The organism is Altererythrobacter sp. KTW20L (assembly GCF_023501975.1).
Classification (GTDB): domain Bacteria; phylum Pseudomonadota; class Alphaproteobacteria; order Sphingomonadales; family Sphingomonadaceae; genus Alteraurantiacibacter.
The window spans coordinates 121250-144871 of the sequence record NZ_JAMFLH010000001.1 but is presented as its reverse complement, the minus strand read 5'-3'; the positions used below and the strand labels follow the sequence as shown (position 1 = coordinate 144871).

24 protein-coding genes are annotated in these 23622 nt (G+C 65.3%); 10 read left to right on the top strand and 14 right to left on the bottom strand.

Going from position 1 to position 23622, the window contains the following annotated elements:
• Positions 1-32: 32 nt before the first annotated feature.
• Genes rapZ through M3P36_RS00725 form a run of 4 tightly spaced genes read right to left on the bottom strand, consistent with a single transcriptional unit; the run spans position 33 to position 3804 of the window.
• The gene (gene rapZ, locus M3P36_RS00740) at positions 33-965 is read right to left on the bottom strand and encodes an RNase adapter RapZ (protein WP_249698204.1); all 933 of its coding nucleotides are present in this window, start codon (positions 963-965) and stop codon (positions 33-35) included.
• 40 nt (positions 966-1005) lie between these two features.
• A complete protein-coding gene (locus tag M3P36_RS00735; protein WP_249698202.1) occupies positions 1006-1437 on the bottom strand; it encodes an HPr kinase/phosphorylase in 432 nt (143 codons plus the stop codon).
• A complete protein-coding gene (locus M3P36_RS00730; RefSeq protein WP_249698200.1) occupies positions 1434-3011 on the bottom strand; it encodes a stimulus-sensing domain-containing protein in 1578 nt (525 codons plus the stop codon). The genes M3P36_RS00735 and M3P36_RS00730 overlap by 4 nt, the downstream gene beginning before the upstream one ends.
• On the bottom strand, positions 3004-3804 hold the full coding sequence (locus M3P36_RS00725; RefSeq protein ID WP_249698190.1) for a response regulator transcription factor: 801 nt from the start codon (positions 3802-3804) through the stop codon (positions 3004-3006). The genes M3P36_RS00730 and M3P36_RS00725 overlap by 8 nt, the downstream gene beginning before the upstream one ends.
• A 247-nt stretch (positions 3805-4051) precedes the next feature.
• Between M3P36_RS00725 and M3P36_RS00720 the strand changes: the two genes are divergently transcribed.
• The 3 genes from M3P36_RS00720 (at position 4052) to M3P36_RS00710 (ending at position 6579) form a co-directional block, all read left to right on the top strand.
• Entirely contained in the window at positions 4052-5647 is a 1596-nt protein-coding gene (locus M3P36_RS00720) for a phosphoenolpyruvate carboxykinase (protein ID WP_249698188.1), read from the top strand.
• 157 nt (positions 5648-5804) lie between these two features.
• Entirely contained in the window at positions 5805-6167 is a 363-nt protein-coding gene (locus M3P36_RS00715; RefSeq protein WP_249698176.1) for a hypothetical protein, read from the top strand.
• A gap of 178 nt (positions 6168-6345) precedes the next feature.
• A complete protein-coding gene (locus tag M3P36_RS00710; protein WP_249698173.1) occupies positions 6346-6579 on the top strand; it encodes a hypothetical protein in 234 nt (77 codons plus the stop codon).
• A gap of 5 nt (positions 6580-6584) precedes the next feature.
• On the opposite strand, the gene M3P36_RS00705 is transcribed toward M3P36_RS00710, so the two are convergent.
• Both M3P36_RS00705 and M3P36_RS00700 read right to left on the bottom strand, forming a co-directional pair.
• A complete protein-coding gene (locus tag M3P36_RS00705; protein ID WP_249698171.1) occupies positions 6585-7259 on the bottom strand; it encodes an energy transducer TonB in 675 nt (224 codons plus the stop codon).
• A 150-nt stretch (positions 7260-7409) separates the two neighbouring features.
• Entirely contained in the window at positions 7410-8066 is a 657-nt protein-coding gene (locus tag M3P36_RS00700; protein ID WP_249698170.1) for an alpha/beta hydrolase, read from the bottom strand.
• A 122-nt stretch (positions 8067-8188) separates the two neighbouring features.
• Between M3P36_RS00700 and M3P36_RS00695 the strand changes: the two genes are divergently transcribed.
• Genes M3P36_RS00695 through M3P36_RS00685 form a run of 3 tightly spaced genes read left to right on the top strand, consistent with a single transcriptional unit; the run spans position 8189 to position 10618 of the window.
• Entirely contained in the window at positions 8189-9202 is a 1014-nt protein-coding gene (locus M3P36_RS00695) for a cysteine desulfurase family protein (protein ID WP_349630532.1), read from the top strand.
• Positions 9199-10275 (top strand): cysteine desulfurase family protein, encoded by a 1077-nt coding sequence (locus tag M3P36_RS00690; protein ID WP_249699031.1) that lies wholly within the window; start codon positions 9199-9201, stop codon positions 10273-10275. The genes M3P36_RS00695 and M3P36_RS00690 overlap by 4 nt, the downstream gene beginning before the upstream one ends.
• Complete coding sequence (locus M3P36_RS00685) at positions 10256-10618, top strand: 2Fe-2S iron-sulfur cluster-binding protein (RefSeq protein WP_502798345.1); 363 nt, start codon at positions 10256-10258, stop codon at positions 10616-10618. The genes M3P36_RS00690 and M3P36_RS00685 overlap by 20 nt, the downstream gene beginning before the upstream one ends.
• Here M3P36_RS00685 and M3P36_RS00680 read toward each other — a convergent pair.
• Positions 10615-11613 carry a DUF4349 domain-containing protein gene (locus M3P36_RS00680; protein WP_249698149.1) on the bottom strand — a complete coding sequence of 333 codons (999 nt, stop codon included), beginning with the start codon at positions 11611-11613 and terminating at the stop codon, positions 10615-10617. The two genes, M3P36_RS00685 and M3P36_RS00680, sit on opposite strands and share 4 nt — an antisense overlap.
• A 185-nt stretch (positions 11614-11798) precedes the next feature.
• Here M3P36_RS00680 and M3P36_RS00675 point away from each other — a divergent pair, with 185 nt between their 5' ends.
• A complete protein-coding gene (locus tag M3P36_RS00675; RefSeq protein ID WP_249698147.1) occupies positions 11799-12017 on the top strand; it encodes a hypothetical protein in 219 nt (72 codons plus the stop codon).
• A 163-nt stretch (positions 12018-12180) separates the two neighbouring features.
• Here the strand turns inward: M3P36_RS00675 and M3P36_RS00670 are convergent, their stop codons facing one another.
• Positions 12181-12729 (bottom strand): type 1 glutamine amidotransferase domain-containing protein, encoded by a 549-nt coding sequence (locus M3P36_RS00670; RefSeq protein ID WP_249698145.1) that lies wholly within the window; start codon positions 12727-12729, stop codon positions 12181-12183.
• A gap of 101 nt (positions 12730-12830) precedes the next feature.
• Here M3P36_RS00670 and parC point away from each other — a divergent pair, with 101 nt between their 5' ends.
• Complete coding sequence (gene parC / locus M3P36_RS00665; protein ID WP_249698143.1) at positions 12831-15128, top strand: DNA topoisomerase IV subunit A; 2298 nt, start codon at positions 12831-12833, stop codon at positions 15126-15128.
• 70 nt (positions 15129-15198) lie between these two features.
• Here parC and M3P36_RS00660 read toward each other — a convergent pair whose 3' ends face one another.
• From M3P36_RS00660 to M3P36_RS00635, 6 genes are all read right to left on the bottom strand, one after another.
• A complete protein-coding gene (locus tag M3P36_RS00660) occupies positions 15199-15699 on the bottom strand; it encodes a hypothetical protein (protein ID WP_249698142.1) in 501 nt (166 codons plus the stop codon).
• 229 nt (positions 15700-15928) lie between these two features.
• Positions 15929-17356 (bottom strand): DEAD/DEAH box helicase, encoded by a 1428-nt coding sequence (locus tag M3P36_RS00655; protein ID WP_249698139.1) that lies wholly within the window; start codon positions 17354-17356, stop codon positions 15929-15931.
• Positions 17357-17807: 451 nt separating this feature from the next.
• On the bottom strand, positions 17808-19091 hold the full coding sequence (locus tag M3P36_RS00650; protein ID WP_249698137.1) for a CCA tRNA nucleotidyltransferase: 1284 nt from the start codon (positions 19089-19091) through the stop codon (positions 17808-17810).
• Positions 19088-19717 carry a CoA pyrophosphatase gene (locus M3P36_RS00645; protein ID WP_249698135.1) on the bottom strand — a complete coding sequence of 210 codons (630 nt, stop codon included), beginning with the start codon at positions 19715-19717 and terminating at the stop codon, positions 19088-19090. Before M3P36_RS00645 ends, M3P36_RS00650 begins: the two co-directional genes overlap by 4 nt.
• Before the next feature lie 20 nt (positions 19718-19737).
• On the bottom strand, positions 19738-20259 hold the full coding sequence (locus M3P36_RS00640) for a GNAT family N-acetyltransferase (RefSeq protein WP_249698134.1): 522 nt from the start codon (positions 20257-20259) through the stop codon (positions 19738-19740).
• 65 nt (positions 20260-20324) lie between these two features.
• Positions 20325-21503: a PQQ-dependent sugar dehydrogenase gene (locus tag M3P36_RS00635; protein WP_249698132.1), complete on the bottom strand. Its 1179-nt coding sequence runs from the start codon at positions 21501-21503 to the stop codon at positions 20325-20327.
• Between M3P36_RS00635 and rnhB the strand changes: the two genes are divergently transcribed.
• The gene (gene rnhB / locus M3P36_RS00630; RefSeq protein ID WP_249698130.1) at positions 21502-22146 is read left to right on the top strand and encodes a ribonuclease HII; all 645 of its coding nucleotides are present in this window, start codon (positions 21502-21504) and stop codon (positions 22144-22146) included. The two genes, M3P36_RS00635 and rnhB, sit on opposite strands and share 2 nt — an antisense overlap.
• Positions 22147-22351: 205 nt before the next feature.
• The gene (locus M3P36_RS00625; RefSeq protein ID WP_283773267.1) at positions 22352-23503 is read left to right on the top strand and encodes a site-specific DNA-methyltransferase; all 1152 of its coding nucleotides are present in this window, start codon (positions 22352-22354) and stop codon (positions 23501-23503) included.
• Positions 23504-23622 lie beyond the last annotated feature (119 nt).

The window sequence follows — 23622 nt, the reverse complement described above, 5'->3', positions numbered from 1 at the left end:
CTTTGATCATTGAGGGCGTCTGAATACCGGCATTATTGCGCCTGCGATCCTTCGACCAGTTCAGCCGCCCGCGACGCCAGGTTGCGGTGCAGCACAGTGGGCGAAAAGCCCGCCTCGCGCAAGACCCCGGCCATCTGCTCGGCGCTAAAGACCGAGCGATGCCGTCCGCCGGTGCAGCCGAAGGCGATGTTGACGTAGGTCTTGCCCTGCGCCGCATATTGCGGAAGCAGTTCGAGCACGAGGTCGCGCATCTTGGCAAAGGCCGAGGCGAATTGCGGATTGCCGGCAATATGTTCGGCCACCGGCTCATCCAGCCCGGTCAGGTCCTTCAGGCCCGGCTGCCAGTGCGGATTGTCGAGGAAGCGCATGTCGAACACCAGGTCGGTGGCCGGCGGCATGCCGCGCGAATAACCGAAGCTGGAAACGATCACGGTCAGTCCGCGCGGCGCGGTCTGGCCGAACTGTTCGCGGATGCGTTGCTTCAGGTCGTTGACGGAAAAGTCGGTCGTGTCGATCAGCACGTCGGCCCAGCGTCGCAGTGGACCCACCAGCTCGCGTTCGGCCTTGATGCCCTGGGGCACCGGCATGTCCTGCGCCAGAAAATGGCGGCGGCGGGTCTCGTCGAACCGGCGGGCGAGTTCAGCCCCGGCGCAGTCGAGGAACAGGGTGGTAATCTCGAAATCGCCGCGCGCGGCCAGGTGCTTGACCAGATCGATGATTTCCTGCGGGACGAAACCGCGGGTGCGGCAATCGAAGCCGAAAGCCATCGGATAGGGCTGGCCGCTGGAGCCATTGTCGGGATCCAGCAGGCGCTCGATCAACTGGATCGGCAGGTTGTCGATCGCTTCCCAGCCGAGGTCTTCCAGTTCGCGCAGCGCGGTCGTCTTGCCGGCACCGAGCATGCCGGTGACAAGCAGGATGCGTTGCCGATCCTTGGAACGACTCTCGGTCGAAGCGCTGGCCATCACCGCGCCAATGCTCCTTTGGGGGAGAAAAGGAAAGTCCCTAGCGCGCCGCTGTGTCGGAACTGGCGTGCTTGCGCACTGCCCATTCGGCCCGCAGGAACAGGGCGGGACTATCGGGATAGAGCGTGATGACGGGCACCTCGGCACCCAGCATCACCTCGCGGTCCGCTTCTTCGACATAGCGCGGGGCGGCGGGATCGAGCCGCAGGACCAGGCCGACCGGGCCATCTGCTGTCGGGAATTCGACCAGGCCCACGTTCCGCACTTCCAGCAGTCCGGCGATGGCGGGCGGGGGGCTGGCCCACAGGTGCCCGTCGCGCTGTTCGAGTATCACGCCATCGTCACCCACCAGCGTTGCCCCGCGATCGATCAGAGCCAGGGCGAGGCTGGACTTTCCGCTGCCCGGTGGCCCCTCGATCAGCACGGCGCGGCCATCGATGATAACGCAGCTGGCGCTATGGGAAATACTCATGCGGCAGGCAGGTCCAGCACCAGCCGCGCGCCGGGATGGCCATCGGCGCGGTCTTCCACCACCAGCGAGCCGTTGTGCGCCTCGGCGATGGTCCGGGCGATAGCGAGGCCGAGGCCCGAGTGGTTGCCGAACCCGTCGGCATCGGGCCGGTCGGAATGGAACCGGCGGAACACCAGTTCGCGCGCCTCTGCCGGGATGCCCGGACCCTGGTCGCTGACGGCAGTGACCACGCTGCCCCCGTGATGCCCTACCGTGACCAGCACCTCGCCACCTGGCGGCGAGAAGGACACGGCATTGTCCAGCAGGTTTTCGGCGATCCGTTCCAGCCGCAGCGGCACGCCCATCACCCCGTACCCGCCATCGCCGTGGACCAGCTGGACGCTGCACCCCGCGTTCTCTCCGCGATCCTCGCGCGCGGCGATGATGTTGGCGAACAGTTGCGCCATGTCCACCAGTTCGAACCGGGTGCGGCTGATCTCGGCATCGACCCGGCTTGCTTCGGAGATTTCCGACACCAAGCGGTCGATTCGCTGCACGTCGTGGGCGGCAATCTCCACCAGCTGGCGGGCGAGGGCGGGGTCCTTGACGCGGGGCAGGCTTTCGGTGGCGCTGCGCAAGGACGCGAGCGGATTCTTGATTTCGTGCGCGACATCGGCCGCGAAGCTTTCGACCGCATCAATCCGCAGGCGCAGGGTAGCGGTCATATCCGACACCGCGCGGGCCAGCACGCCGATCTCGTCGCTGCGTTCCGCCATGCGCGGCACTTCGACATCGCGCTCGCGCCCGCTGCGCACCAGCACGGCAGCCCGCACCAGGCGGCGCAGGGGCTGGATGATGGTGCTGGCAAGATAGAGCGACAGGACGATCGACACGAGCAGGGCAGCGGCGATGATGTTGAGCAGGCTGGTGCGCGCGTTGCGCACCGACTGGGTGATATCCACCGCGTTGCGCGTGGTCAGCAGGGTCACGCCGTTGAGGCCGACCGGCGCGGCAGCGTTGATGACGGGGGTGTCGTCGGGAGCAAGGCGCAGCTCGATCTGCGTACGGCCCTGTTCACGCGCGCGCACCAGTTCGGGCCAGGCGCTGGCATCCTGCACGTCGGGTTCGACATAGCGCGGGGCAGCCGGGGCCCCGACGGCGAAGTTTACCGCCTTGTCGGTCCAGCGGGCAAAGTCTTCCACAAATGGTTCGGCCACCGGATCGTCGAACCGGAAGCTGGGTTCGGCCAGCACGAAACTGTCGGCCCACAGTTCGCCTTCGGCATCGTACATCCGCAGCCGCATGCGCTGTTCCTTGCCGATCTGGATCAGCAGCGCCTCCTGCCGCTGGCGGGTCGCCCCGGCCAGCGCCTCGGCGGTGATCTGGGCTTCAATCCGCGCCAGCTTGTAGCGTTCATCGAGCAACTGGCGGCGATAGGAATCGAGGAAGAACAACCCGCCCGCCAGCACCAGCAGCGGGATCAGGTTGACCGCCAGGATCCGCGTGGTGAGCGATGCGCCGAGCGGGAAGGCCAGCCGTTCCAGCCGCCCGGCGCGCAACTGGTCCTGCGCGCCTGATTGGTCGCCCTCAGCCATCCGCGAAGGAATAGCCCGCGCCGTAGAGCGTCTCGATCGCGCCGAACTGGGGATCGGCGGCGCGGAATTTGCGGCGCAGGCGCTTGATGTGGCTGTCCACCGTGCGATCGTCCACGAACACGTCATCGGGATAGGCGGCATCCATCAGCATGTTGCGGCTTTTGATAACACCGGGGCGGGTGGCGAGAGCTTCGAGGATGAGGAATTCGGTGACGGTCAGCGACACCACCCGCCCGTCCCACGTTACCTGGTGGCGCGCCGGGTCCATCCGCAGGCGCCCGCGCTCGATGATGGCGCTGTCGCCCGGCCTGGCGCTGGCGAGGTCGGGCTGGGTTTCGTGCCCCGGTCCGGCGCGGCGCAGGATCACGCGGATCCGGGCGAGCAGCAGGCGCTGGCTGAACGGCTTGGCAATGTAATCGTCGGCCCCCATGGCAAGGCCGGCTTCCTCGTCCTGCTCCTCGTCCTTGCTGGTCAGGAAGATCACCGGCAGGTCTGACGTCTCGCGCAGGCGGCGCAGCAATTCCAAGCCATCCATCCGCGGCATCTTGATGTCGAACACGGCAAGGTCTGGCGGATTGTCGCGCAGCGCTTTCAGTGCGGTCTCGCCATCGGAATAGAGCCGCGTGGCATAGCCTTCGGCCTGCAGGGCGATTGACAGGGTGGCCAGGATGTTGCGGTCATCATCGACCAGCGCGATGGTGCGCTGACGGTCATGGTCCGGCTGGTCGCTTTCGATCCGTGCGTTATCGGTCACTTCGATGTTATCCTGATCCGCCGGCCTGATTTCAGCCATGAAGCCGCACTTCCTGTTCGCACAAAATACCCCGCCCGTATGGACCTATCGCCTAGCCGGTTGCGAGACAATGGGCAGTTGATCCTGCACCATCGAAGCTGTCGATAGCACTGGTCGCAATTTTCGGCTGGTCTGTCGCAACCCTGTAAATTGACGCACGCGGTTAGCCCATCTAAGGGCACTTGCCTAACCGGGGGCCAGCGTGTTTTGCTGCACCCTCACAACATCCCGCCGGGAGATCCGTCCAGTGTCCAAGACGCTTTCCGTTTCACTTGCCGACCAAGGCATCGTGACCGCTGCAACAATCCACGCCAACCTGGGTACTGCGGCACTTGTCGAACAGGCCCTGGTCAAGGGCGAGGGCAAGCTGACGAAGGACGGCGCGTTGTTGGTCGATACTGGCAGGTTCACCGGCCGCAGCGTGAAGGACAAGTTTGTCGTTCGCGATGCGATCACCGAGGACACGATCAACTGGGGCGCAATCAACCAGCCGATGACGCCCGAGCACTGGGCCAACCTCAAGGCCGATTTCCTCGCCGCAGTGAAGGACAAGGACGAGCTTTACGTGGCCGACCTGTTCGGCGGCAGCCAGCCGGAATATCGCGTCAACGTGCGCGTGATCACCCAGATGGCCTGGCACAGCCTTTTCGTGCGCACCCTGCTGGTGCGCCCCACGGCTGACGAGGTGGCGTCGTTCGATCCCGAATATACCATCATCAACCTGCCAAGCTTCAAGGCCGATCCGGCGCGCCACGGCTGCCGCAGCGACACGGTGATCGCGGTAAACTTCACCGACAAGCTGATCCTTATCGGCAACACCGAATATTCGGGCGAGATGAAGAAGGGCGTGTTCGGCCTGCTGAATTTCCTGCTTCCGGCCCAGGGCGTGATGCCGATGCACTGTTCGGCCAACATCGGCGCCGACGGCAAGAGCGCGATCTTCTTCGGCCTGTCGGGCACCGGCAAGACCACACTGTCGGCCGATGCCAGCCGCACGCTGATCGGCGATGACGAGCATGGCTGGTCGGACCAGGCCGTGTTCAATTTCGAAGGCGGCTGCTACGCCAAGATGATCGACCTGTCGGCCGAGGGCGAGCCGGAAATCTACGCCACCACCAAGATGTTCGGCACCATCCTCGAGAACGTGGCGATGGATGCGGACACGCGCGAGCTGGACTTCACCGACAAGAGCAAGACCGAGAACACCCGCGGGGCCTATCCGATCGAGTTCATCCCCAATACCAGCGAGAAGAACCTCGGCCCGGCCCCGTCGAACGTAATCATGCTGACCGCCGATGCCTTTGGCGTTCTGCCTCCCATCGCGCGGCTGACCGCCGACCAGGCGATGTACTACTTCCTGTCGGGCTATACCGCCAAGGTCGCCGGCACCGAAATAGGCGTGACCGAGCCGGAAGCCACCTTCTCCACCTGCTTTGGTGCCGCCTTCATGCCGCGCCACCCCAGCGTCTATGGCAACCTCCTGAAAAAGCGCATCGCCGAAGGCAATGCCCAGTGCTGGCTGGTCAACACTGGCTGGACCGGCGGCAAGTACGGCGTGGGCAAGCGCATGCCGATCAAGGCCACCCGCGCCCTGCTCAATGCAGCGCTCGACGGATCGCTGAACAATGTCGAATTCCGCAAGGACGAGAACTTCGGCTTCGACGTTCCCGTGGCAGTGCCCGGCGTGGACACGGCCATCCTCGATCCGCGTACGACCTGGGCGGACCCGGCCGAATACGATGTCACCGCACAAAAGCTGGTCCAGCTGTTCGTGGACAACTTCGTGCAGTTTACCGACTATGTCGATGAAGGCGTGCGCCAGGCAGCCCCGCAGACGGCCTGACCTTAACGGACTTGAGTGCAAGGGGGCGGCGCCGAAAGGTTGCCGTCCCTTTTTCGTTGCGCCGGCGCGGCGTTTTGACTTGCGCCAACGCGCGCAGGGTCCATCATCGGCAGAAGCGGAGTCGCGACCGCACAGGATCGCACAAGGGAGAACGGGCATGGGTATTTTTGATGGCATTCTCAAAGGCATCGCCGGCTCGCCGGATGACGTGGTGAACCTGGCCGAAAAGGTCGGTATCTCGCCCGCCATGGCCGAAAAGGCCATCGCCGCGCTGGGCCGCTCGCACCAGATGCAGGGCGATACGGTGGAGCTGGCCTCGGCGCAGACCGGGCTCGATACCTCGGTGCTAAACCAGATCGTCAGCCAGATCGGCGGCGAGGGGTCGCTGACCAGTTTCGCCTCGATGCTGGAGAACAACCCCCAGGCCAAGGGCCTGCTCGACATGCTCGACCGCGACGGCGACGGCAATCCGCTGAACGACATCGCCGGCTTCGCAAGCGGGCTGTTCGGCAAGAAATAACCACGAACGGGGAACGCTGTTCCCGTGCGATGGCAAGCAAAAGGCGTCGGAACGATCTGACGCCTTTTGTCTATAAGGCACCGGTTTGGTTTTCCGGAAGCCCGAATGTAACCAATTTGGATGACCTGCCTCTTGAAAGGCACTGGCGGGATTTATCACCCGGCCCTAAGGTGCGGCTATGTCCGGTTTCGTCCCTTCGATCACCATGCTTGCCGCCCTGGCCCTGCTGGCCGGCGCATTCTACCTGTGGCGCAAGCAGAAGGCGACCAAGCAGGCGCTGCTGATGGCGCTGCTGGCCTTTATCATGCTGGCCAATGTGGTGATCTGGACCATCCCTGTGCCCGAGCCTGCTGCCGGTGAGACTGCCGGTGAGGGGGCCGGTGACACTGCGACAGGCAGCGCCACCGGCTGAGCGGATCAGTCGGGTATCGTCCAGCTTACCGCGCCGCGATAGGTGCCCGCCACCTGTGCTCCGGTGCGGTCGGTGGCCGGATCGAACCGTGCGCGCCGTTCGATCAGGCGGCAGGTTGCTTGGTCAAGCACGCTGTGCCCGCTGGAACTCACGATGCGGCAGGCCGTGGCGCGGCCGTTGAGGCCCACGTCCAGCATATAGGTGACATCGCCCTCCAGCCCCTGCGTGATGCCGCGGCGCGGATAGTCGGCGTTGGTCACCCATCCGGTTGGCCCATTGCGCGGGACCGCTGACTTTGGCGCGACCGTGGGCATGGTGGTGGGCATGGTGATCGGCCCGATATCCGGCACGCTGGGGACAACCAGTTCGACGATATCGCGATCAGGGAAGTCGATGGTGGTTTCGAACGGGTGGTTCCGGGTGATGTCGATCGCCCTGTCGGGCACGGTCGGCAGGGTGCGCGTCACACTTTCGGTCGGCTGCGCCTCCGGCGTGCGCGTGGGTGTCGGGGTGGGCATGTCGATGAAGACCGTGGGGATCGGCTCGTCCTTCTCCTTCTTGAAGCCGGTGATGGTAAGGCCCGTCGCCAGCCCGAAGGCCAGGACGAGGTGGACTGCCGCCACGCCCGACAGGCCGGCGATCCGCTTGTGGTTGTGCGTGTGGTCGTCGAGATAAGCCATTCTGCTACACTCCTTTCCCGGTCGGAGACCCGTCATTGAGTGCGAGTCTTCCGCGTGATAGTGTAACATTACATCTTGCTACAATTTGATACAAGCGTCTTCTTTCCCGCCTGCGGGGCGGATCGCACTTGTATCAATCTGGCCGGTAAATCAGGTGATCGGGCAGGACGGGTTGAGCCGGAAATCCAGGTATTTGTCCATCGAGGCGCGCAGTTCATCCAGCTCGTTCTCGAAGAAGTGGTTGGCGCGCGGGATCTCGTCGTGGTGGATGGTGATGTGCTTCTGCGTGCGGAGCTTTTCGACCAGCTTGGTCACGCTGACCGGCTGGACCACGGTATCGGCCGTGCCCTGGATGAAGATGCCGCTGGCGGGGCAGGGGGCCAGGAAGCTGAAATCATACATGTTGGCCGGCGGGGCGACCGAGATGAAGCCGCGGATTTCCGGGCGGCGCATCAGCAATTGCATGCCGATCAGCGCGCCGAAGGACACGCCGCCGATCCAGGTGACCGAAGCCTCCGGATGGATCGACTGCACCCAGTCGAGCGCGGCCGCCGCATCGGACAGTTCGCCGATGCCGTTGTCGAAGCTGCCCTGGCTGCGGCCCACGCCGCGGAAGTTGAAGCGCAGGGTGGCAAAGCCGCGATCGACGAAATTGCGATACATCATCTGCACGATGCGATCGTTCATCGTGCCGCCGCCCTGGCTGTGCGGGTGCAGGATCATCGCCACGGGTGCGCGCGGACGCGGGCCGGGGGAGAAACGTCCTTCGAGGCGGCCTTCGGGGCCGGGAAAGATCACGTGGGGCATGGTGTCAGGGCTCTATATGCAATGGGTTTGGCCGTGCGGGTGGCGCGGCGGAAGAGGGGGGCTATATAGGAAGTCACCGCCATTTCGCAATTATTCCCTGAGGTAGCCCAATCTCCCAGCGCATATATCTCGACCACGCCGCCACCAGCCCGCTGCGCCCCGAAGCCCGCGCGGCGATGGAGGAGGGCTTTGCGATCTGGGCCAACCCGTCCAGCCCGCACGCTGAAGGCAGGAGGGCCAAGGCGGCACTGGAGGACGCGCGGGCGCGGGTGAAAGCGGCACTCGGCTGGCAGGGCGAGGTCATCTTCACCAGCGGCGCGAGCGAGGCTCTGGCCATTGCGCTGGGCCGGGCGAAGGCCGGTGCACGCCTCATAAGTGCAGTCGAGCATGATGCAGTGCTGGCCGCCGCGCCCGATGCCGAGCGCTTGTCGGTCCTGTCGAGCGGAGTGCTGGATCGCGACGTCCTGGCCGAAGCTGTCCAACGTGAGAACCCGCTGGTGGCCGTGCAGACGGTCAATTCCGAAACCGGCGCCATGCAGGACGAGGCTGTCCTGGCTGAAACCGTCCACCGCGCAGGCGGACTGTGGCTGGCCGATGCCTCGCAAAGCGCGGGGAGGATAGCGCTGCCTGCTGCCGACATGGTCGTGGTATCGGCGCACAAGCTGGGCGGCCCGGTGGGAATCGGCGCGCTGCTGCTGCGCGACTATGCCCTGCTGGAGCCGAGCGGCGGTCATGAGCGCGGCTATCGCCGGGGGACCGAGAACCTGCCTGCTGCCATGGGCTTTGCCGCTGCGCTTGAAGCTGGCGACTGGGCAACCACACCGGCGCAGCGGGCCGAATTCGCCGCCGGGCTGGCCGAAAGCCTGCTGCCGATAGAGCGTCGCGCCGACCATATCCTCGCGCTCACCCACGCACAGTTGAGCGCGCAGGTGATGGTCATCAAGCTGGATGCGATGGGCTTTGCCGTGTCGGCCGGCAGTGCGTGCTCCTCCGGCTCGCTCAAGCCCAGCCGCGTGCTTTCCGCCATGGGCATGGCAGCGGGCGAGGCGCAGCGCACGATCCGCGTCAGCCTGGGCTGGAACACCACGCCCGCCGACCTCGATGCCTTCATGGCGGCGTGGAAGTCGATCCCATGACCTACCTCGATTACCAGGCCACCACCCCTCTCGCACCCGAAGCGCGGGAGGAGATGCTGCGCTGGCTGGGCGGGCCGGACAGCGACACATTCGGCAACCCGCACAGTCCCCACCGCATGGGCCGAAGCGCAGTGGCGGCGGTGGAACTGGCGCGCGAGCGGGTGGCCATGCTGTTTCCGGCAGGCGGGCGCGTGGTATTCACCGGCAGCGCGACCGAGGCGATCAACATGGCGATTTTCGGCAGCAATGCCCGGATGATGGCTGTATCGGCGATCGAACACGCTGCAGTGCTCGATGCCACGATGCAGGAGTGGGATCCCAACGCGACGATCCTGCCGGTCAATTCCGAAGGCCTGATTGATGCCGCCGCACCGTTGCCCGATCGCCGCCAGCTTGTGGCGGTGATGCAGGTCAACAACGAGATTGGCACTATCCAGCCGGTCGATGCCCTGTTCGCGCGATTGCGCGAGGCCGGCGCGCTGTGCCTGTGCGATGCGGTGCAAGGTGCGGGCAAGCTGGCCCCGCCTGCCTTTGCGGATATGATCGCGGTCTCGGCCCACAAGTTGCACGGCCCCAAGGGCGTCGGCGCGCTGTGGATCCGGGACGGCGTGGAATTGCGCCCGTTCATCCACGGCGGCGGGCAGGAACAGGGCTTGCGTTCCGGCACCCTCAGCCCCGCACTCTGCGCCGGGTTCGGCGCGGCGGCGAAACTGGCGGTGGAGCGGCGGGAGGAAGACGCGGCCCATGTCGAAATACTGTGGACCCGCGCGCGCGACCTGTTCGCCGGGTGGACGCTCAACGGCAGCGCTGAGCAGCGCTGGCACGGCAACCTCAACTTGAGGCTCGAAGGCCTCGATGTCGCCCGCCTGATGAGCGATTGCCGCGATGTGATGTTCTCTGCCGGGTCGGCCTGCGCCAGCGGATCAGGGCGCCCCAGCCACGTGCTGCGCGCCCTGGGCCTGACCGAGCCGCAAGCGAAATCATCGATCCGCCTCGGTTTCGGGCGCTATACCACGCTGGAAGACCTTGAAGCCGCCGCCGAAAAGCTTATTCGTGCTGCGTCGCAGCAATAACGGGATAAGACCGATCAAGATCACCTTCATCACGCGCGACGGCGACAGGGTAGAGGCCGAGGGCCAGCCGGGCGACCGCCTGTTGGAAGTGGCCCAGGCCGCCGCCATGCCGCTGGAAGGCACCTGCGAGGGCCAGATGGCCTGCTCCACCTGCCACGTTATCGTGGGGCGTGACTGGTTCGCCAAACTGCCGCCTGCCAGCGAGGACGAGGAAGACATGCTCGACCTCGCCGCAGACCTCGCCGCTACCAGCCGCCTGTCCTGCCAGATCCTGCTGACCGAGGAACTGGACGGCATGGAAGTGCGCATCCCGCGCGACAGCCACGATATGCAGGGGTCTTAGGCAGACTCTCCTTCGGTCCCCGCCAGACTCCCCGTCTTTTCCTCGCGCCTGAAGCTGAGACGAAACCGCGTCTTGCGCCACACCCATCGAAACGCCAGCAGGAACAGGGTGATGGGAATAAGTGCTACGGTCAGATAGATCAGCCCTGCGATGACGACGCCCAGTGTCGATCCGATGGCATCGAAGGCATAGGCGATTGGCGCCAGGAAGCCGACATTGTAGCGGCCCATCTCCGGATCATAGACGATGTTTACATCGCTATAGGCGATGCGGTTGCGCATGTGGGCTAGGAGGTTGGTGGCCGCGTCGAGTTCCTCGTTGACCTCGGCTACGCCGCGCTCGGCCTCGACAAGGTCGCCCACCGACCCCTGCCGGTTGCGAAGAACATCCATCAAGCGATCACGCAGGGCGGTTCGGGCCGCCACGCGGGCTTCGGTATCAATGATGTCCTCGGTCAGGTCTTCGCCGGTGACCGCCGATGAGATCTGCTTGGCATCGAGACCGTCGGTTGCTGATTCCAATTGTTCTGCAAACCCGTTGGCATCGCCGGCGGCAACCTGCAGCCGCATCTCGCCATAGCCGTAATCGTCGTTCCCCGACTGCGAGACCTCCAGTACTCGGCATCTCTCGCCCATGCCTTCGCACAGCTCTCGGTGGCGCTGCTGGAGGGTGGGCAGGTCGTTGGCATCGACCTGATAACCCCAGGAATAGTTGTAGGCGATCATCGGTGTCGTGACGGGGGCGGCCTGGGGGCGGGGGGCACCCGGTTCGGAGTGGGCATTTGACAGGGACACCTGTGCCGCGGATCGCACCGCATCGCCGCCCGATCGGAACAGGCTGGGACTTGCTGTAGCCTCCATGAAGCCGAACTGATTCTGCGGCGCACCTCCAGCAGGTTCGGTGTGGACGCGATCTTCTCGGGGGGATTGCCTCGTGTCGCTGCACCCGCTGGCCAGCAGGGACAGCACGCCCGCAAATAGAGTGGCCTTCCGCATCCCCCGTCTCCTCGCGGACGAGACTGATGATGCGCTGGAACCGTGTCAAGCAAGAGCACGGCTCGCGGTCTGCCTTCGATACAAATATGAATGATATAGTTGTTGCGGTGCCTTTTCGAGTCGATAGCATGACTTCCGGAGGCGACTCCAAATATCGAGTCGCTCCGACTATGAGGAGAGGACTGATGATTAAGACTGCAAAAAAGTGGTTGGGTGTTTTAGGTGTTATTACTGGGCTTCTTGCTGCAACCCCTGCCTACGCAGCGCCCGGATTCGACATCATCTATCTCGACGATTATGGAAACATCGTCGGCTACGAACTGAACTGCCAAGGGGTTACGGTTCAGTCGTACGGAGAAGTCACCAACAATATTCTCTGGTTCTACACCAACGCCTGTCCATAACGTGGCCTCGGCGCGCCTGACTTCGACTGGCGCACAGAGTGATCACAGTGTGACCAAGGTGCCGGGTCTCGAACCCGACACCTTGATCGCGCCCCTTATGCCTGACTTGAGGTGCTGGCCTTACGCACGCCCTGCAGCGGGCTTTCCTATTCGGGCTTTCGGATCAGGCCGCGTCGTCCATCCGCGCCGCGTCATTCAACGCCGAAATCAGCGCATCGCAGAACGCCGGGATATCAGTGGGATTGCGGCTAGTGATGAGGTTGCCGTCGGTCACCACTTCGGCATCTTCCACCTCGGCCCCGGCATTGGCGAGGTCGGTGCGGATCGAGGGCCAGCTGGTTACGCGCTTGCCATCGATCACGTCGGCTTCGGCCAGCAGCCACGGGCCGTGGCAGATGGCGGCGACGGGCTTTCCGGCCTCGCAGAAGTCCCGCACCAGTTGCACGGCCTTGTCCTCCATCCGCAGGATATCGGGATTGATTTGCCCGCCCGGCAGGACCAGCGCGGCATAGTCGGCGGCTTGGGCATCGGACAGGGCGCGATCGACCTTCACCGTGTTGCCCCAGTCGCCGCCGTCCCAGCCGCGGATTTCGCCCTCTTCCGGGCTGACCACCAGGGTCTTGAAGCCTGCATCGTTCAGCCGCTTGACCGGCTGTTCCAGTTCGGATTGCTCGAAGCCGTTGGTGGCGAGGATCATGACGGGTTTACTCATCGGGAAATTCCTTTGTGTGTGGGGGATAAGGCCGCAACACATGGGGAAAGGCGCTGGTTCCGCGCTGTCCCACGGGCCGAGCCGCTGCTAGGGCAGGGCGCATGTCCATTACCGATGCCGAGAAAGATCCCTTCGACGCCATCGTCGATGCGCCGTTCGATAGCGCGCTGTCCGAACGCTATCTGGTCTATGCCCTGTCCACCATCACGGCCCGCAGCCTGCCCGATCTGCGCGACGGGCTGAAGCCGGTCCACCGCCGCCTGTTGTGGGCCATGCGCAGCCTCAAGCTGGACCCCGGCAGCGCCTTCAAGAAGAGCGCCCGCGTGGTGGGCGACGTGATCGGCAAGTATCACCCGCACGGCGACGTGGCGGTTTACGATGCCATGGTCCGCCTCGCCCAGGACTTCACCCTGCGTTATCCGCTGGTCGAAGGGCAGGGCAACTTCGGCAACGTCGATGGCGATAACGCCGCCGCCTACCGCTATACCGAATGCCGCCTGACCCGCACGGCGATGAGCCTGATGGCCGGGCTGGACGAAGGCACGGTCGATTTCATCCCGACCTACAATGGCGAGGAGGAAGAGCCCGAGATCTTCCCCGGCCTGTTCCCCAACCTGCTGGCCAACGGCGCGGCCGGCATCGCAGTGGGCATGGCGACCAGCATCCCCAGCCACAACGTGGCCGAGATCATCGACGCTGCCGAACTGGTGCTGTTCAACCGCGATGTGACCCACACCGAACTGATGCAGGTGTTCCACGGCCCGGACTTTGCCACCGGCGGCGTGGTGGTGGATAGCCCCGCGTCGATCTCCAACGCCTATGAAACCGGGCGCGGGTCTTTCCGGGTGCGCGGGCGGTTCCATGCCGCCGAAGCGGCGACCGAGGAAGACCGCGAGGCCGGGATCGAACGGTCGAAGGGCGGGGGGTGGCAGCTGGTCATTTCCGAAATCCCCTACCAGGTGGCCAAGGGCAAGCTGATCGAACAGATCGCTGCGGCCATCAACGACAAGAAGCTGCCGATCCTGGAGGATGTGCGCGACGAGAGCGACGAACAGATCCGCATCGTGCTGATCCCGAAAAGCCGCAACGTCGATCCCGAACTGCTCAAGGAATCGCTCTACAAGCTGACCGACATGGAGACGCGGTTTAGCCTGAACCTCAACGTCCTCGATGCCACCCGCACACCGCTGGTCATGGGGCTGAAGGAACTGCTGGAGCACTGGCTGGTCAGCCAGATCGACATCCTCCAGCGCCGCACCCGCCACCGGCTGGACAAGATCGCCAGCCGGCTGGAACTGGTCGAAGGCTATATCATCGCCTTCCTCAACCTCGACCGGGTGATCGCTATCATCCGCGCCGAGGACGAGCCCAAGCCCATGCTGATGGCCGAATTTGCCCTGACCGACCGTCAGGCCGAGGCAATCCTCAACATGCGGCTGCGGTCCTTGCGCAAGCTGGAGGAAATGGAGCTCCGCCGCGAGAAGGACGAGCTGGAGGCCGAGCGCGAGGAGCTGCAGAAGCTGCTCGACAGCCCCGCCCGCCAGCGCACCCGCCTGAAGCGCGACCTTGCCGCCATGCGCGCCGAATATGCGCCCGATACCGCCATCGGCCGCCGCCGCACGACCATTGCCGAAGCATCCCCGGTCGTGGAATTCAGCATGGACGCGATGATCGAGAAGGAACCGGTCACCGTGGTCCTGTCGAAGAAGGGCTGGATCCGCGCGGCCCGCGGCCATGTGGATCTGGGCAAGGATGGCTGCGGCGATTTCAAGTACAAGGAAGGCGACGAGGCGGCCTTCGCCGTCCACTGCCAGACGACCGACAAGCTGCTGCTGGCCTGCGATGACGGGCGGTTCTTCACCCTGGGCGCCGACAAGCTGCCATCGGCGCGCGGCTTCGGTGAACCGGTGCGCAACACGCTGGATATCGACAGCACGGCCAACGTGGTCGCCGTGGTGGTCCACCACAAGGACCGGCAGCTGCTGCTCGCCTCCACCCTCGGCAAAGGTTTCGCGGCAGTAACCGACGAACTGCTCGCCGAAACGCGCAAGGGGCGGCAGGTGGTGAACCTGAAGGACAGCGCAAGGCTGCTGGTGGTGCGCCAGATCGCCTCCGCGCACGACCATGTCGCGGTGGTGGGCGACAACCGCAAGCTGGTGGTCTTCGCACTGGACGAAGTGCCGGTGATGTCACGCGGGCAGGGGGTGACGCTGCAACGCTATCGCGATGGCGGGCTGGCCGACGCGACCACGTTCACGCTGGCAGTTGGCCTGAGCTGGACGATGGGCGGCGATACCGGCCGGGTCCGCACAGAGGGCGAAATCCACATGTGGAAGGTGGCGCGCGGTGCCGCTGGCCGGATGCCGCCGACGGGCTTTCCGAAAGACAACAAGTTCTAGGTGCTGAACGAAAAGGGCCGGAGGATTGCTCCCCCGGCCCTGCACCCGTCCATGGGTTGTTTCGTAGCTATCAGCCGCCCTGCGCTGCTTCGAGCGCAGCCATGATGTCGGCGTGGTTGGCCAGGGCCATCAGCTGGCCATTGCCGTTGAGTGCCAAGAGGTCGCGCGGCAGGGTGACCACGAAGTCGCCTTCGCGGATCACGATGTTGTCGCCGTCGATCGTATCGACCGAACCCAGCGCCTGGGCATCGGCAGTCACCACGGCTGCACCGGCTACCAGCGCGGCATCGCGGGCGGCAGCGGCTTCGGCCAGCTGCGCGGCGTAGAGCGAATCGAGTTCCGCCTTGGTGGTGTTGAGGGTGGGGCCGGTGTCGGTGGTGGCGAAGACGTCGGCAGGCAGGGGCACCTGGTGCGTGCCGGTATCGACCATCACGGTGGAGCCATCGTTGGACATGACAGTGCCGACCGGGTTGCCATCATTGCCGGTTACGGTTTCGCCCTGGGCCTGAGCCAGCGCAGCGGCAGGCGCCAGCGCGAGAACGGCGGCGGCGAGAACTGCTTGGTACTTCATCAAAGTGTATCCCTTTCGCGATTTATCGCATTGTCCATGGCTCTTATCGGCCTGCAGTGATGCAGGCGACCCGATGCAGGCCTGAGTGGAGAGATGCGAAGGCGCAGAGGCCTTGCTTGCTAAGCCTCGGCACGGGAGCAGAGGATCGCAAGGCGAACGGGACAGGCCGTGCCATAGTTTCCGTGAACCGAGCCGGAGCAAAGCCCCGGCCCGGCTTCACCGGACGGATTCAGGCCGAGGTGGTCTGGGGGCGCGAACGGCTTTGCTGGCGTTGTCCGCCACCCTGTCCGCCGCCCTGGCCCTGGGGCCGACCGCGACCGCCGCCGCTTCCGCTTCCGCCACGACCGCCTTCGCCGCGCGGGCGAACCTCTACACCGGGATGGCGGCGCGGACCGCGCGCCTTGCGTTCGGCATCGCGCGAACGGCGGTTGCCGCCTCCGCTGCGGTTGTCATCCGAATGTTCGGCACCAAGCTGCTTGGCCGAGGCCTTGGGCAGCTTGGCGGCCTGTTCGATGAAATCCTTGGGCAGCGCGATGGCAGCAGGCGTGACACCCGTAAGCTTCACAATATCGCGCAGGAACGGACGCTCGTCACCCGCCACATAGCTGATGGCAAGGCCGCCCTTGCCGGCGCGCGCGGTGCGGCCGATGCGGTGGACATACTGTTCGGCCACGTTGGGCAACTCGAAGTTGAACACGGCCGAAACGCCCGGCACGTCGATGCCGCGCGCGGCAATGTCGGTTGCCACCAGCACCGGCACGCGGCCGGCGCGGAAGCCGTCGAGCGCACGGGTGCGCTGGGCTTGGCTCTTGTTGCCGTGGATGGCGGCAGCTTCGACCCCTGCGGCAACCAGGCTGCGGACGACCTTGTCGGCGCCGTGCTTGGTGCGGGTGAAGACCAGGCAGCTTTCCAGCTCGCCGCTTTCCAGGCCCTTCTTGAGGGTGATGGTCAGCAGCGCCTGCTTTTCCTTCTGGTCAACGTGGGTGACATACTGGTCAACCCGCGCGGCAGTGGTGGCCTGCGGGGCCACTTCCACCTTCACCGGATCGGTGATGAAGCGCTTGCCCAGCTGGGCGATGGCATCGGGCATGGTGGCGCTGAAGAACAGGCTCTGGCGCTGGCGCGGCAGCAGGCCGGCGATGCGGGTGAGCGGCTTGATGAAACCGAGGTCCATCATCTGGTCGGCTTCATCGAGCACGAAGATCTCGACCTTGTCGAGCACCAGGGCGCGCTGTTCGATCAGGTCGAGCAGGCGGCCCGGCGTGGCGACGAGGATATCGACACCGCGACCAAGCGCAGAGATCTGCTTGCCCACCGGCACGCCGCCGAACACGGTCATGACCGACATGTTGAGGAACTTGGCATAGCCGACCATGTTGTCGGCAATCTGCGCTGCCAGCTCGCGCGTGGGCGAGAGCACCAGCATGCGGCAGCTACGCGGTGCGCGCGGCTTGGGATCGGCGGCCAGACGGTGGAGCGAGGGCAGCGAGAAGGCTGCGGTCTTGCCGGTGCCGGTCTGGGCAATGCCGAGCAGGTCGCGCCCTTCGAGCAGCGCCGGAATGGACTGGCGCTGGATCGGTGTGGGGTCGTTGTAACCCTTGGCTTCCAGAGCGCGCAGGATAGGCTCGGCAAGGCCGAGTTCAGAGAAAAAGGACATGAATATCTTTCGTACATCACGGGTGCGCCGGACGGAGTCCGGGCGCAGTATGGGCGCCTTGTAGGCGACCCAAGCGTGAAGCGGGTTGCTTTGGCAGATTGACCGAGAGGGGCTTGCCCCGCTTCCGATGCCGGTCCTCACCCTTGTTGGATATGGGGAGGTTCACGCTCGCATCAGGACACGCAACGAATTTGCGCTGGTCGAGGCGGCATATAGCGTTGTTTCGTTAACAAGCAAGGGTGATGAGTGCAGGGCAACTACTCACAGACCTCGTCATCCTGAACTTGTTTCAGGATCCATCCTTCGGTTTGCGGGGAGTCCTTCGGGGAAACGCAGCGGGGCCAGGCGGTGAATGATCCGATCCATCCGTGCAATCGGCGCAATGGATCCTGAAACAAGTTCAGGATGACGGTGTTGGCGAGGGTGGCGAGGGTCTCGGAAGGAACAACGGCTATTTTGCCGTCAGTTCCTCCGCCAGCATCTGCTCAACCCTTGCCCGATCGGGGAAGCCCTCGGCAATCCAGCGGCGTTCGACGGCTCGCAGGATGCGCGCCACGTCCGGCCCAGCGCCAACGCCGCGCTGCACGATCTCGCCGCCCTTCAATGGTAGTTGCGGCACGGTCCAGCCGATGACCGGCGACGGATCGCGGCCGGTCAGCAGCAGCACATCGATCGCGCTTTCGGGGCCGTGGCGATAGGCGAGGGCACGTGCCACCAAATCCTCCCCGGAACGGGGAGGGGGACCGTCCGCAGGATGGTGGAGGGGGCTATCGAACGAAGGCCGTTTGGGCGGCGAGCTCCCTCCGCCAGCTTCGCTGGTCCCCCTATCCGTGCCGGGGAGGGTCGCGCTGCGCCCTGCCGCCGTGGTCAGCCGCTTGCGCTGGGCGGTGGACAGCTTGAGCCGCGCTGCAACCTTGTCGGCCACCAGCGGATCGGGCGGCAGCAGGGCGGCCATGCGGCGCAGGGCCAGGGACGGGATGCCGAACCGTTGTTCCGCCGCGACCAGCGCTGCCAGGAGGGTGGGATCGGCTTCGGGCAGGACCACTTGCAGCACGCCCAACTCGCTCATCCGCAACACGGTGGGGGACGGATCAGGCAGGGCGAGAATGGCGAGCAGCTCGCTCGCTACCCGTTCGCGCGACAGGCCCTTCAGGGTGGCGGCCATGTCGCGGCAGGCGACTTCGGCCTCCTCGTCCACCACGTCGCCGAAGCGGGCCTGGAAGCGGAAGTAGCGCAGGATGCGCAGGTGGTCCTCGGCGATGCGCTGGCGGGCATCGCCGATGAAGCGGACGCGGCGCAGGGCAAGGTCCTCGATGCCGCCGAAGAAGTCGGTGACTTCCAGGGTGACAGGATCGGCATAAAGCGCGTTGATGGTGAAATCGCGCCGCGCGGCATCCTCGCGCCAGTCGCTGGCGAAGGCCACGGTGGCGCGGCGGCCATCGGTGCTGACATCGTGGCGCAGCGTGGTGATTTCGACCGTGCCCTGCGCCAGCAGCGCGGTGACGGTGCCGTGGGCGATGCCGGTTGGCACAGTGCGGATGCCGGCGGCCTTACAGCGTTCGACGACCTCCTCGGGCCGCAGGGTGGTGGCGGCATCGATATCGGCCACCGGCAGGCCGAGCATGGTATCGCGCACCGCACCGCCGACCCAGCGGACAGTGCCTTCGCCCAGCGCAGTCACCAGCGCGGCAAGGTCTTCGCGGCCGGTCCAGTCGGCAGGCGGCAGCACGGTCATTGCCTCCGCTCCAGCCAGTCGAGCCGCCGGGCGAGGTTGGCGATGATCGCTGCCGTCACGCCCCATATCCGGTGTTCCTGCCACATGATCTCGATATAGGGCCGCATCCGCCCTTCGAACATGGTTTCGCGGTCTGCGTGGTTGGCAGTGTCGAGCACGAAGGACAGCGGCGCTTCGAACCAGGCGGACACTTCATCCGGGTTGCACACCAGCGGTAGGTCCGGCGGGACCATGGCGAGGACCGGGGTAATGTCATAGCCGGTGCCGGTGATGAAGGTATCGCTGGTGCCGATCACCCGCACCTGTGCCGGGTCGATCGCCAGCTCCTCATAGGCTTCGCGCAGGGCCGCCCCCACGGCGTGTTCGCCGGGATCGAGCTTGCCGCCGGGAAAGGCGACCTGGCCCGCATGCTGCCGCAGGTCCGCGCGGCGGTGGGTGAGCAGTACGCCGGGTTCCGCCCGTTCGGTAATGGCAATGAGGACTGCCGCCGGTTTCAGCGTTTCGGGCACGGTGGTGGCAAAGCCCGCCTGCACCTCGACCGCGCGGGAGTGGCCGCGTTCGAAGTGATCGGCCAGGCGGTCGAACAGTTCGCTTGTCTGGTCAGAAGGAGGCTGGCGGCCGTGCATGGCCAGTCACTTGGCAGGAACTAGCCGTTCTTCCAAGGGCCCAGCGAACCTTCCTGCGGAAGGATTGCCGGGTTGGTGCAGCGGACCAGCAGGCGGGTCGGCTCCCACGGGCCGGGCAGGGTCCATCCGCCGGTGTGTTCGTCCGAGAAACCGAAGCGGCCGTAATAGGGCGCATCGCCGATCAGCACCTGCGGCAGCGGGGCCTGCGGCCCGAGCGCCTGTGCCTGGGCCAGCATCAGCGCGCTGCCGAAACCTTCACCCTGCCGTTCGGGCAGGACAGCTACCGGTCCAACCATGATCAGCGGGTGCGCGCGGCCAGCCTTGTCGGTCAATGCCACAGGCCAAGCCTGGATCGTGGCGACCAGAAGTTCGTCTTCATCCACCATGGCAAAGCTCAGCGCGGGCAGGGCCTCGGCATCGCCGCGCACCTTGTAGGCAGTGCGCGCCCGGCGCCCGGTGCCGAAAGCGCGGTCGAGCAATTGCTCGACCATCGCAGGGTCCACCGCGTCGAGCGGAATCAGGGCAGGGGCAAGGCGGGTCATGGAGGCGCGCCGATAGAGAGGGGCGCGCCGCCATGCAATTGTTTCAGGCGATACCGCCGAACAGATTACCGCGGGGTCAGCCGCAGCAGGCGGCCGTTGCCGCCATCCTCGACCACCCAAAGTGAACCGTCGGCGGCCTGCTCGATATCGCGCAGGCGGCGTGGGAAGGCATAGCGCGCTTCCTCGGTCGCGGTGCCGGTGGCGGCATCGGTGGACAGCCGCACAAGCGTCTGGGTGCCGAGGTTGGCGATGAGCAGTTGCCCGCGCCAGTCGGCGAACATGTTGCCGCGATAAAAGATCATTCCGCCCGGCGCGATCACCGGGGTCCAGAAGATGGCAGGCTTTACAAAGCCGTCATCTGCCGAATGATCGGGGATCGGATCGCCATTGTAGTTGACGCCGAATGACCGGTCGGGCCAGCCATAGTTGTTGCCAGGTTCCACCATGTTCAGCTCGTCACCCCCGCGCGGGCCGTGCTCCACGTCCCACAACTGGCCGCCTGCATCGAACTCCAGGCCATAGATGTTGCGGTGGCCATAGGACCAGATCTGGTTGGTCGGGCTGGGCTGGTCGGCAAAGGGATTTCCTGCCGCAGGCGAACCATCAAGGTTGAGTCGCACGATCGTGCCCAGCGTGTTGGAATTGTCCTGCGCCGGATCGGCCTGCATCCGGTCACCGCTGGCGATGAACAGGTGCTGCCCGTCGGGCGAGAAGGCGAACTTGTGGCTGAAGTGGCCGGGGCTGTTGACCGCCGGTTCCTGCCGCCAGATTTCATTGAGGCCGGTAATGGCGCAGGCCGAGGTGGAGCATTCCAGCCTGCCGCGGGCAGCAACGGCGCGGCGGGCGTTGTCCTCGGCCGCCTGAGCCCAGCTCAGATAGACCATGCCGGTGCTGGCGTAATCGGGCGCGAAGGCGACATCGCCCAGCCCGCCCTGGCCGCCATAGGCCACGGTCGGCAGTCCGCTCACCTCCAGCACTTCGCCGGTGGCTGGGTTGTAGTACTTGGCCGTGCCCGCCTTCTCGGTAATCAGCAGGTTGCCGGTGCCGGGCTCCACCGCCACGGCCCAGCCTTCGGCCAGGTCGAGGTGCGCTTCGGCCGTGAAGGGGACTGCGGCGTCGAGTTCGACCGCCGTGGCGCTGCGCGGGGTCGGGGTAGAGGCGCTATCCCCCACCTGGGCCGCGCCGCAGCTTGCGGTCATCAGGGCGATCGGGAATAAGGCGGAACTCAGGACTTTGTGCGACATGCTCTCGGGAACTCCCTCAACCGATTTTACAGCCCGGCTGGCCCCGCACCCCCTTGTTGCCGGGGTGGACGAGGCTGGGCGCGGGCCTTTGGCCGGGCCAGTTGTGGCGGCTGCCGTCATTCTATGCAAGCCGGGACCAAAGGGCCTGGGTGATTCCAAGGTGCTTTCTCCCGCCGCCCGGGCCGAAGCCGAAGCGCGCATCCGCCGCCGCTGCGCGTTCGGCATCGGTGTGGTCCATGTCGAGGAGATCGACCGGCTCAACATCTTCGGCGCCACCATGCTGGCCATGACCCTGGCGATGGAGGCCCTGTGCGAAGCCATCGGCGGCTGCCCGGACGAAGCCCTGATCGACGGCAACCTCACCCCGCACGGCCGGGTGCCCGGCTGGCGCTGGCCCGCGCGCGCAATCGTGGGCGGGGATGGCAAGGAACTGGCCATCGGCGCGGCGAGCATCCTGGCCAAGGAGTACCGCGACCGGCTGATGATCGAGGCGGCGCGCCAGCATCCGCACTACGGGTGGGAACGCAACAAGGGCTATGGCTCGAAGGAGCATCTCGCGGCGCTGCGGATGCATGGCCCCACGCCGCTCCACCGCCGCAGCTTTGCGCCGGTGGCGCAACTGGAAATGCAGCTCCACGCCTGATTTCGCATTAGCCGCAAAATAGAGTCCGCAAGGCCACACCGCAGCATATCGAGTCCTCCAAGAGCCAGGGGACTCAACATCTTGTGCCGGACTCTTTTCGTTCTCCCTCAAGCTTTGCCGCCTGCCAGGCTCGCCTGAACAATTGCCGCTTGACCCCGGGACTCGAAGGACTCACCCTGTGGATAACTCAGGGGGCATAGTGTCGATGGGAAATGTGAGGAAGCTGCGCGCGGCACCTGCCGCCAGGGTGAAAACTGCGCCGCGCGTGGTGGACAAGGCGGACCTGCCGCTGGGGCAGATCCTCGATGGCGACTGCGTGGAAGCCATGCGCGGCCTGCCGGACAACTGCGTCGATCTGATCTTCGCCGATCCGCCCTATAACCTGCAACTGGGCGGCGACCTGAACCGCCCCGATGGCAGCCATGTCGATGCCGTGACCGACCACTGGGACCAGTTCGACAGCTTCGCCGTCTATGACCGCTTCACGCGGGAATGGCTGACCGAAGCCCGACGCGTGCTGAAACCCGATGGCGCGCTGTGGGTGATCGGCTCCTATCACAACATCTTCCGCGTGGGCGCGATGATGCAGGACATGGGGTTCTGGATCCTGAACGACATCGTTTGGCGCAAGACCAATCCCATGCCCAACTTCCGCGGAACCCGCTTCACCAATGCCCACGAAACACTGATCTGGGCGAGCATGGGCGAGAAGGCGAAGTACCAGTTCAACTATCGCCAGATGAAATCGCTCAACGACGAATTGCAGATGCGGTCCGACTGGGTGCTGCCGATCTGCTCCGGCGGCGAGCGGCTGAAGGACGATGCCGGCCACAAGGCGCACCCGACGCAAAAGCCCGAGGCGCTGCTCTATCGCGTGATGCTGGCCACCAGCGAGGCGGGCGACGTGGTGCTCGATCCGTTCTTCGGCACCGGCACCACCGGCGCCGTCGCCAAGCGGCTGGGGCGTGACTGGATCGGCTGCGAGCGTGAACCGGCCTACCGCGAAGTCGCCACCCGCCGCATCGCCAAGGAATTGCCGCTCGATGAAAGCGCGCTGAAATCGATGGCCAGCAAGCGCGATGCGCCGCGTGTGGCCTTCGGAGCGGTGGTCGAGGCGGGACTGCTGCCGCCCGGCACCAAACTCACCGACAAGAAGCGCCGCTGGACTGCCACCGTGCGCACCGATGGCTCGCTGTCATGCGAGGCGCTGACCGGCTCCATCCACTCCGTCGGCAAGGAACTGCAAGGCGCGCCAAGCTGCAACGGCTGGTCCTTCTGGCATTTCGAGGCCGAGGGCGGCGAGTTGAAACCGATCGACGCCGCACGGCAGCTCTACCTGCTCAGCATTGAGGACTAACACCCCCGCGTTCCCCACCAATTCCCGTCACCCTGAACTTGTTCGAGGGTCTATTTCGCGGCAGGCACGGAGCATCTGACCGGCACTCCGCGTAGTCGGCTTGATGGATGCTGAAACGA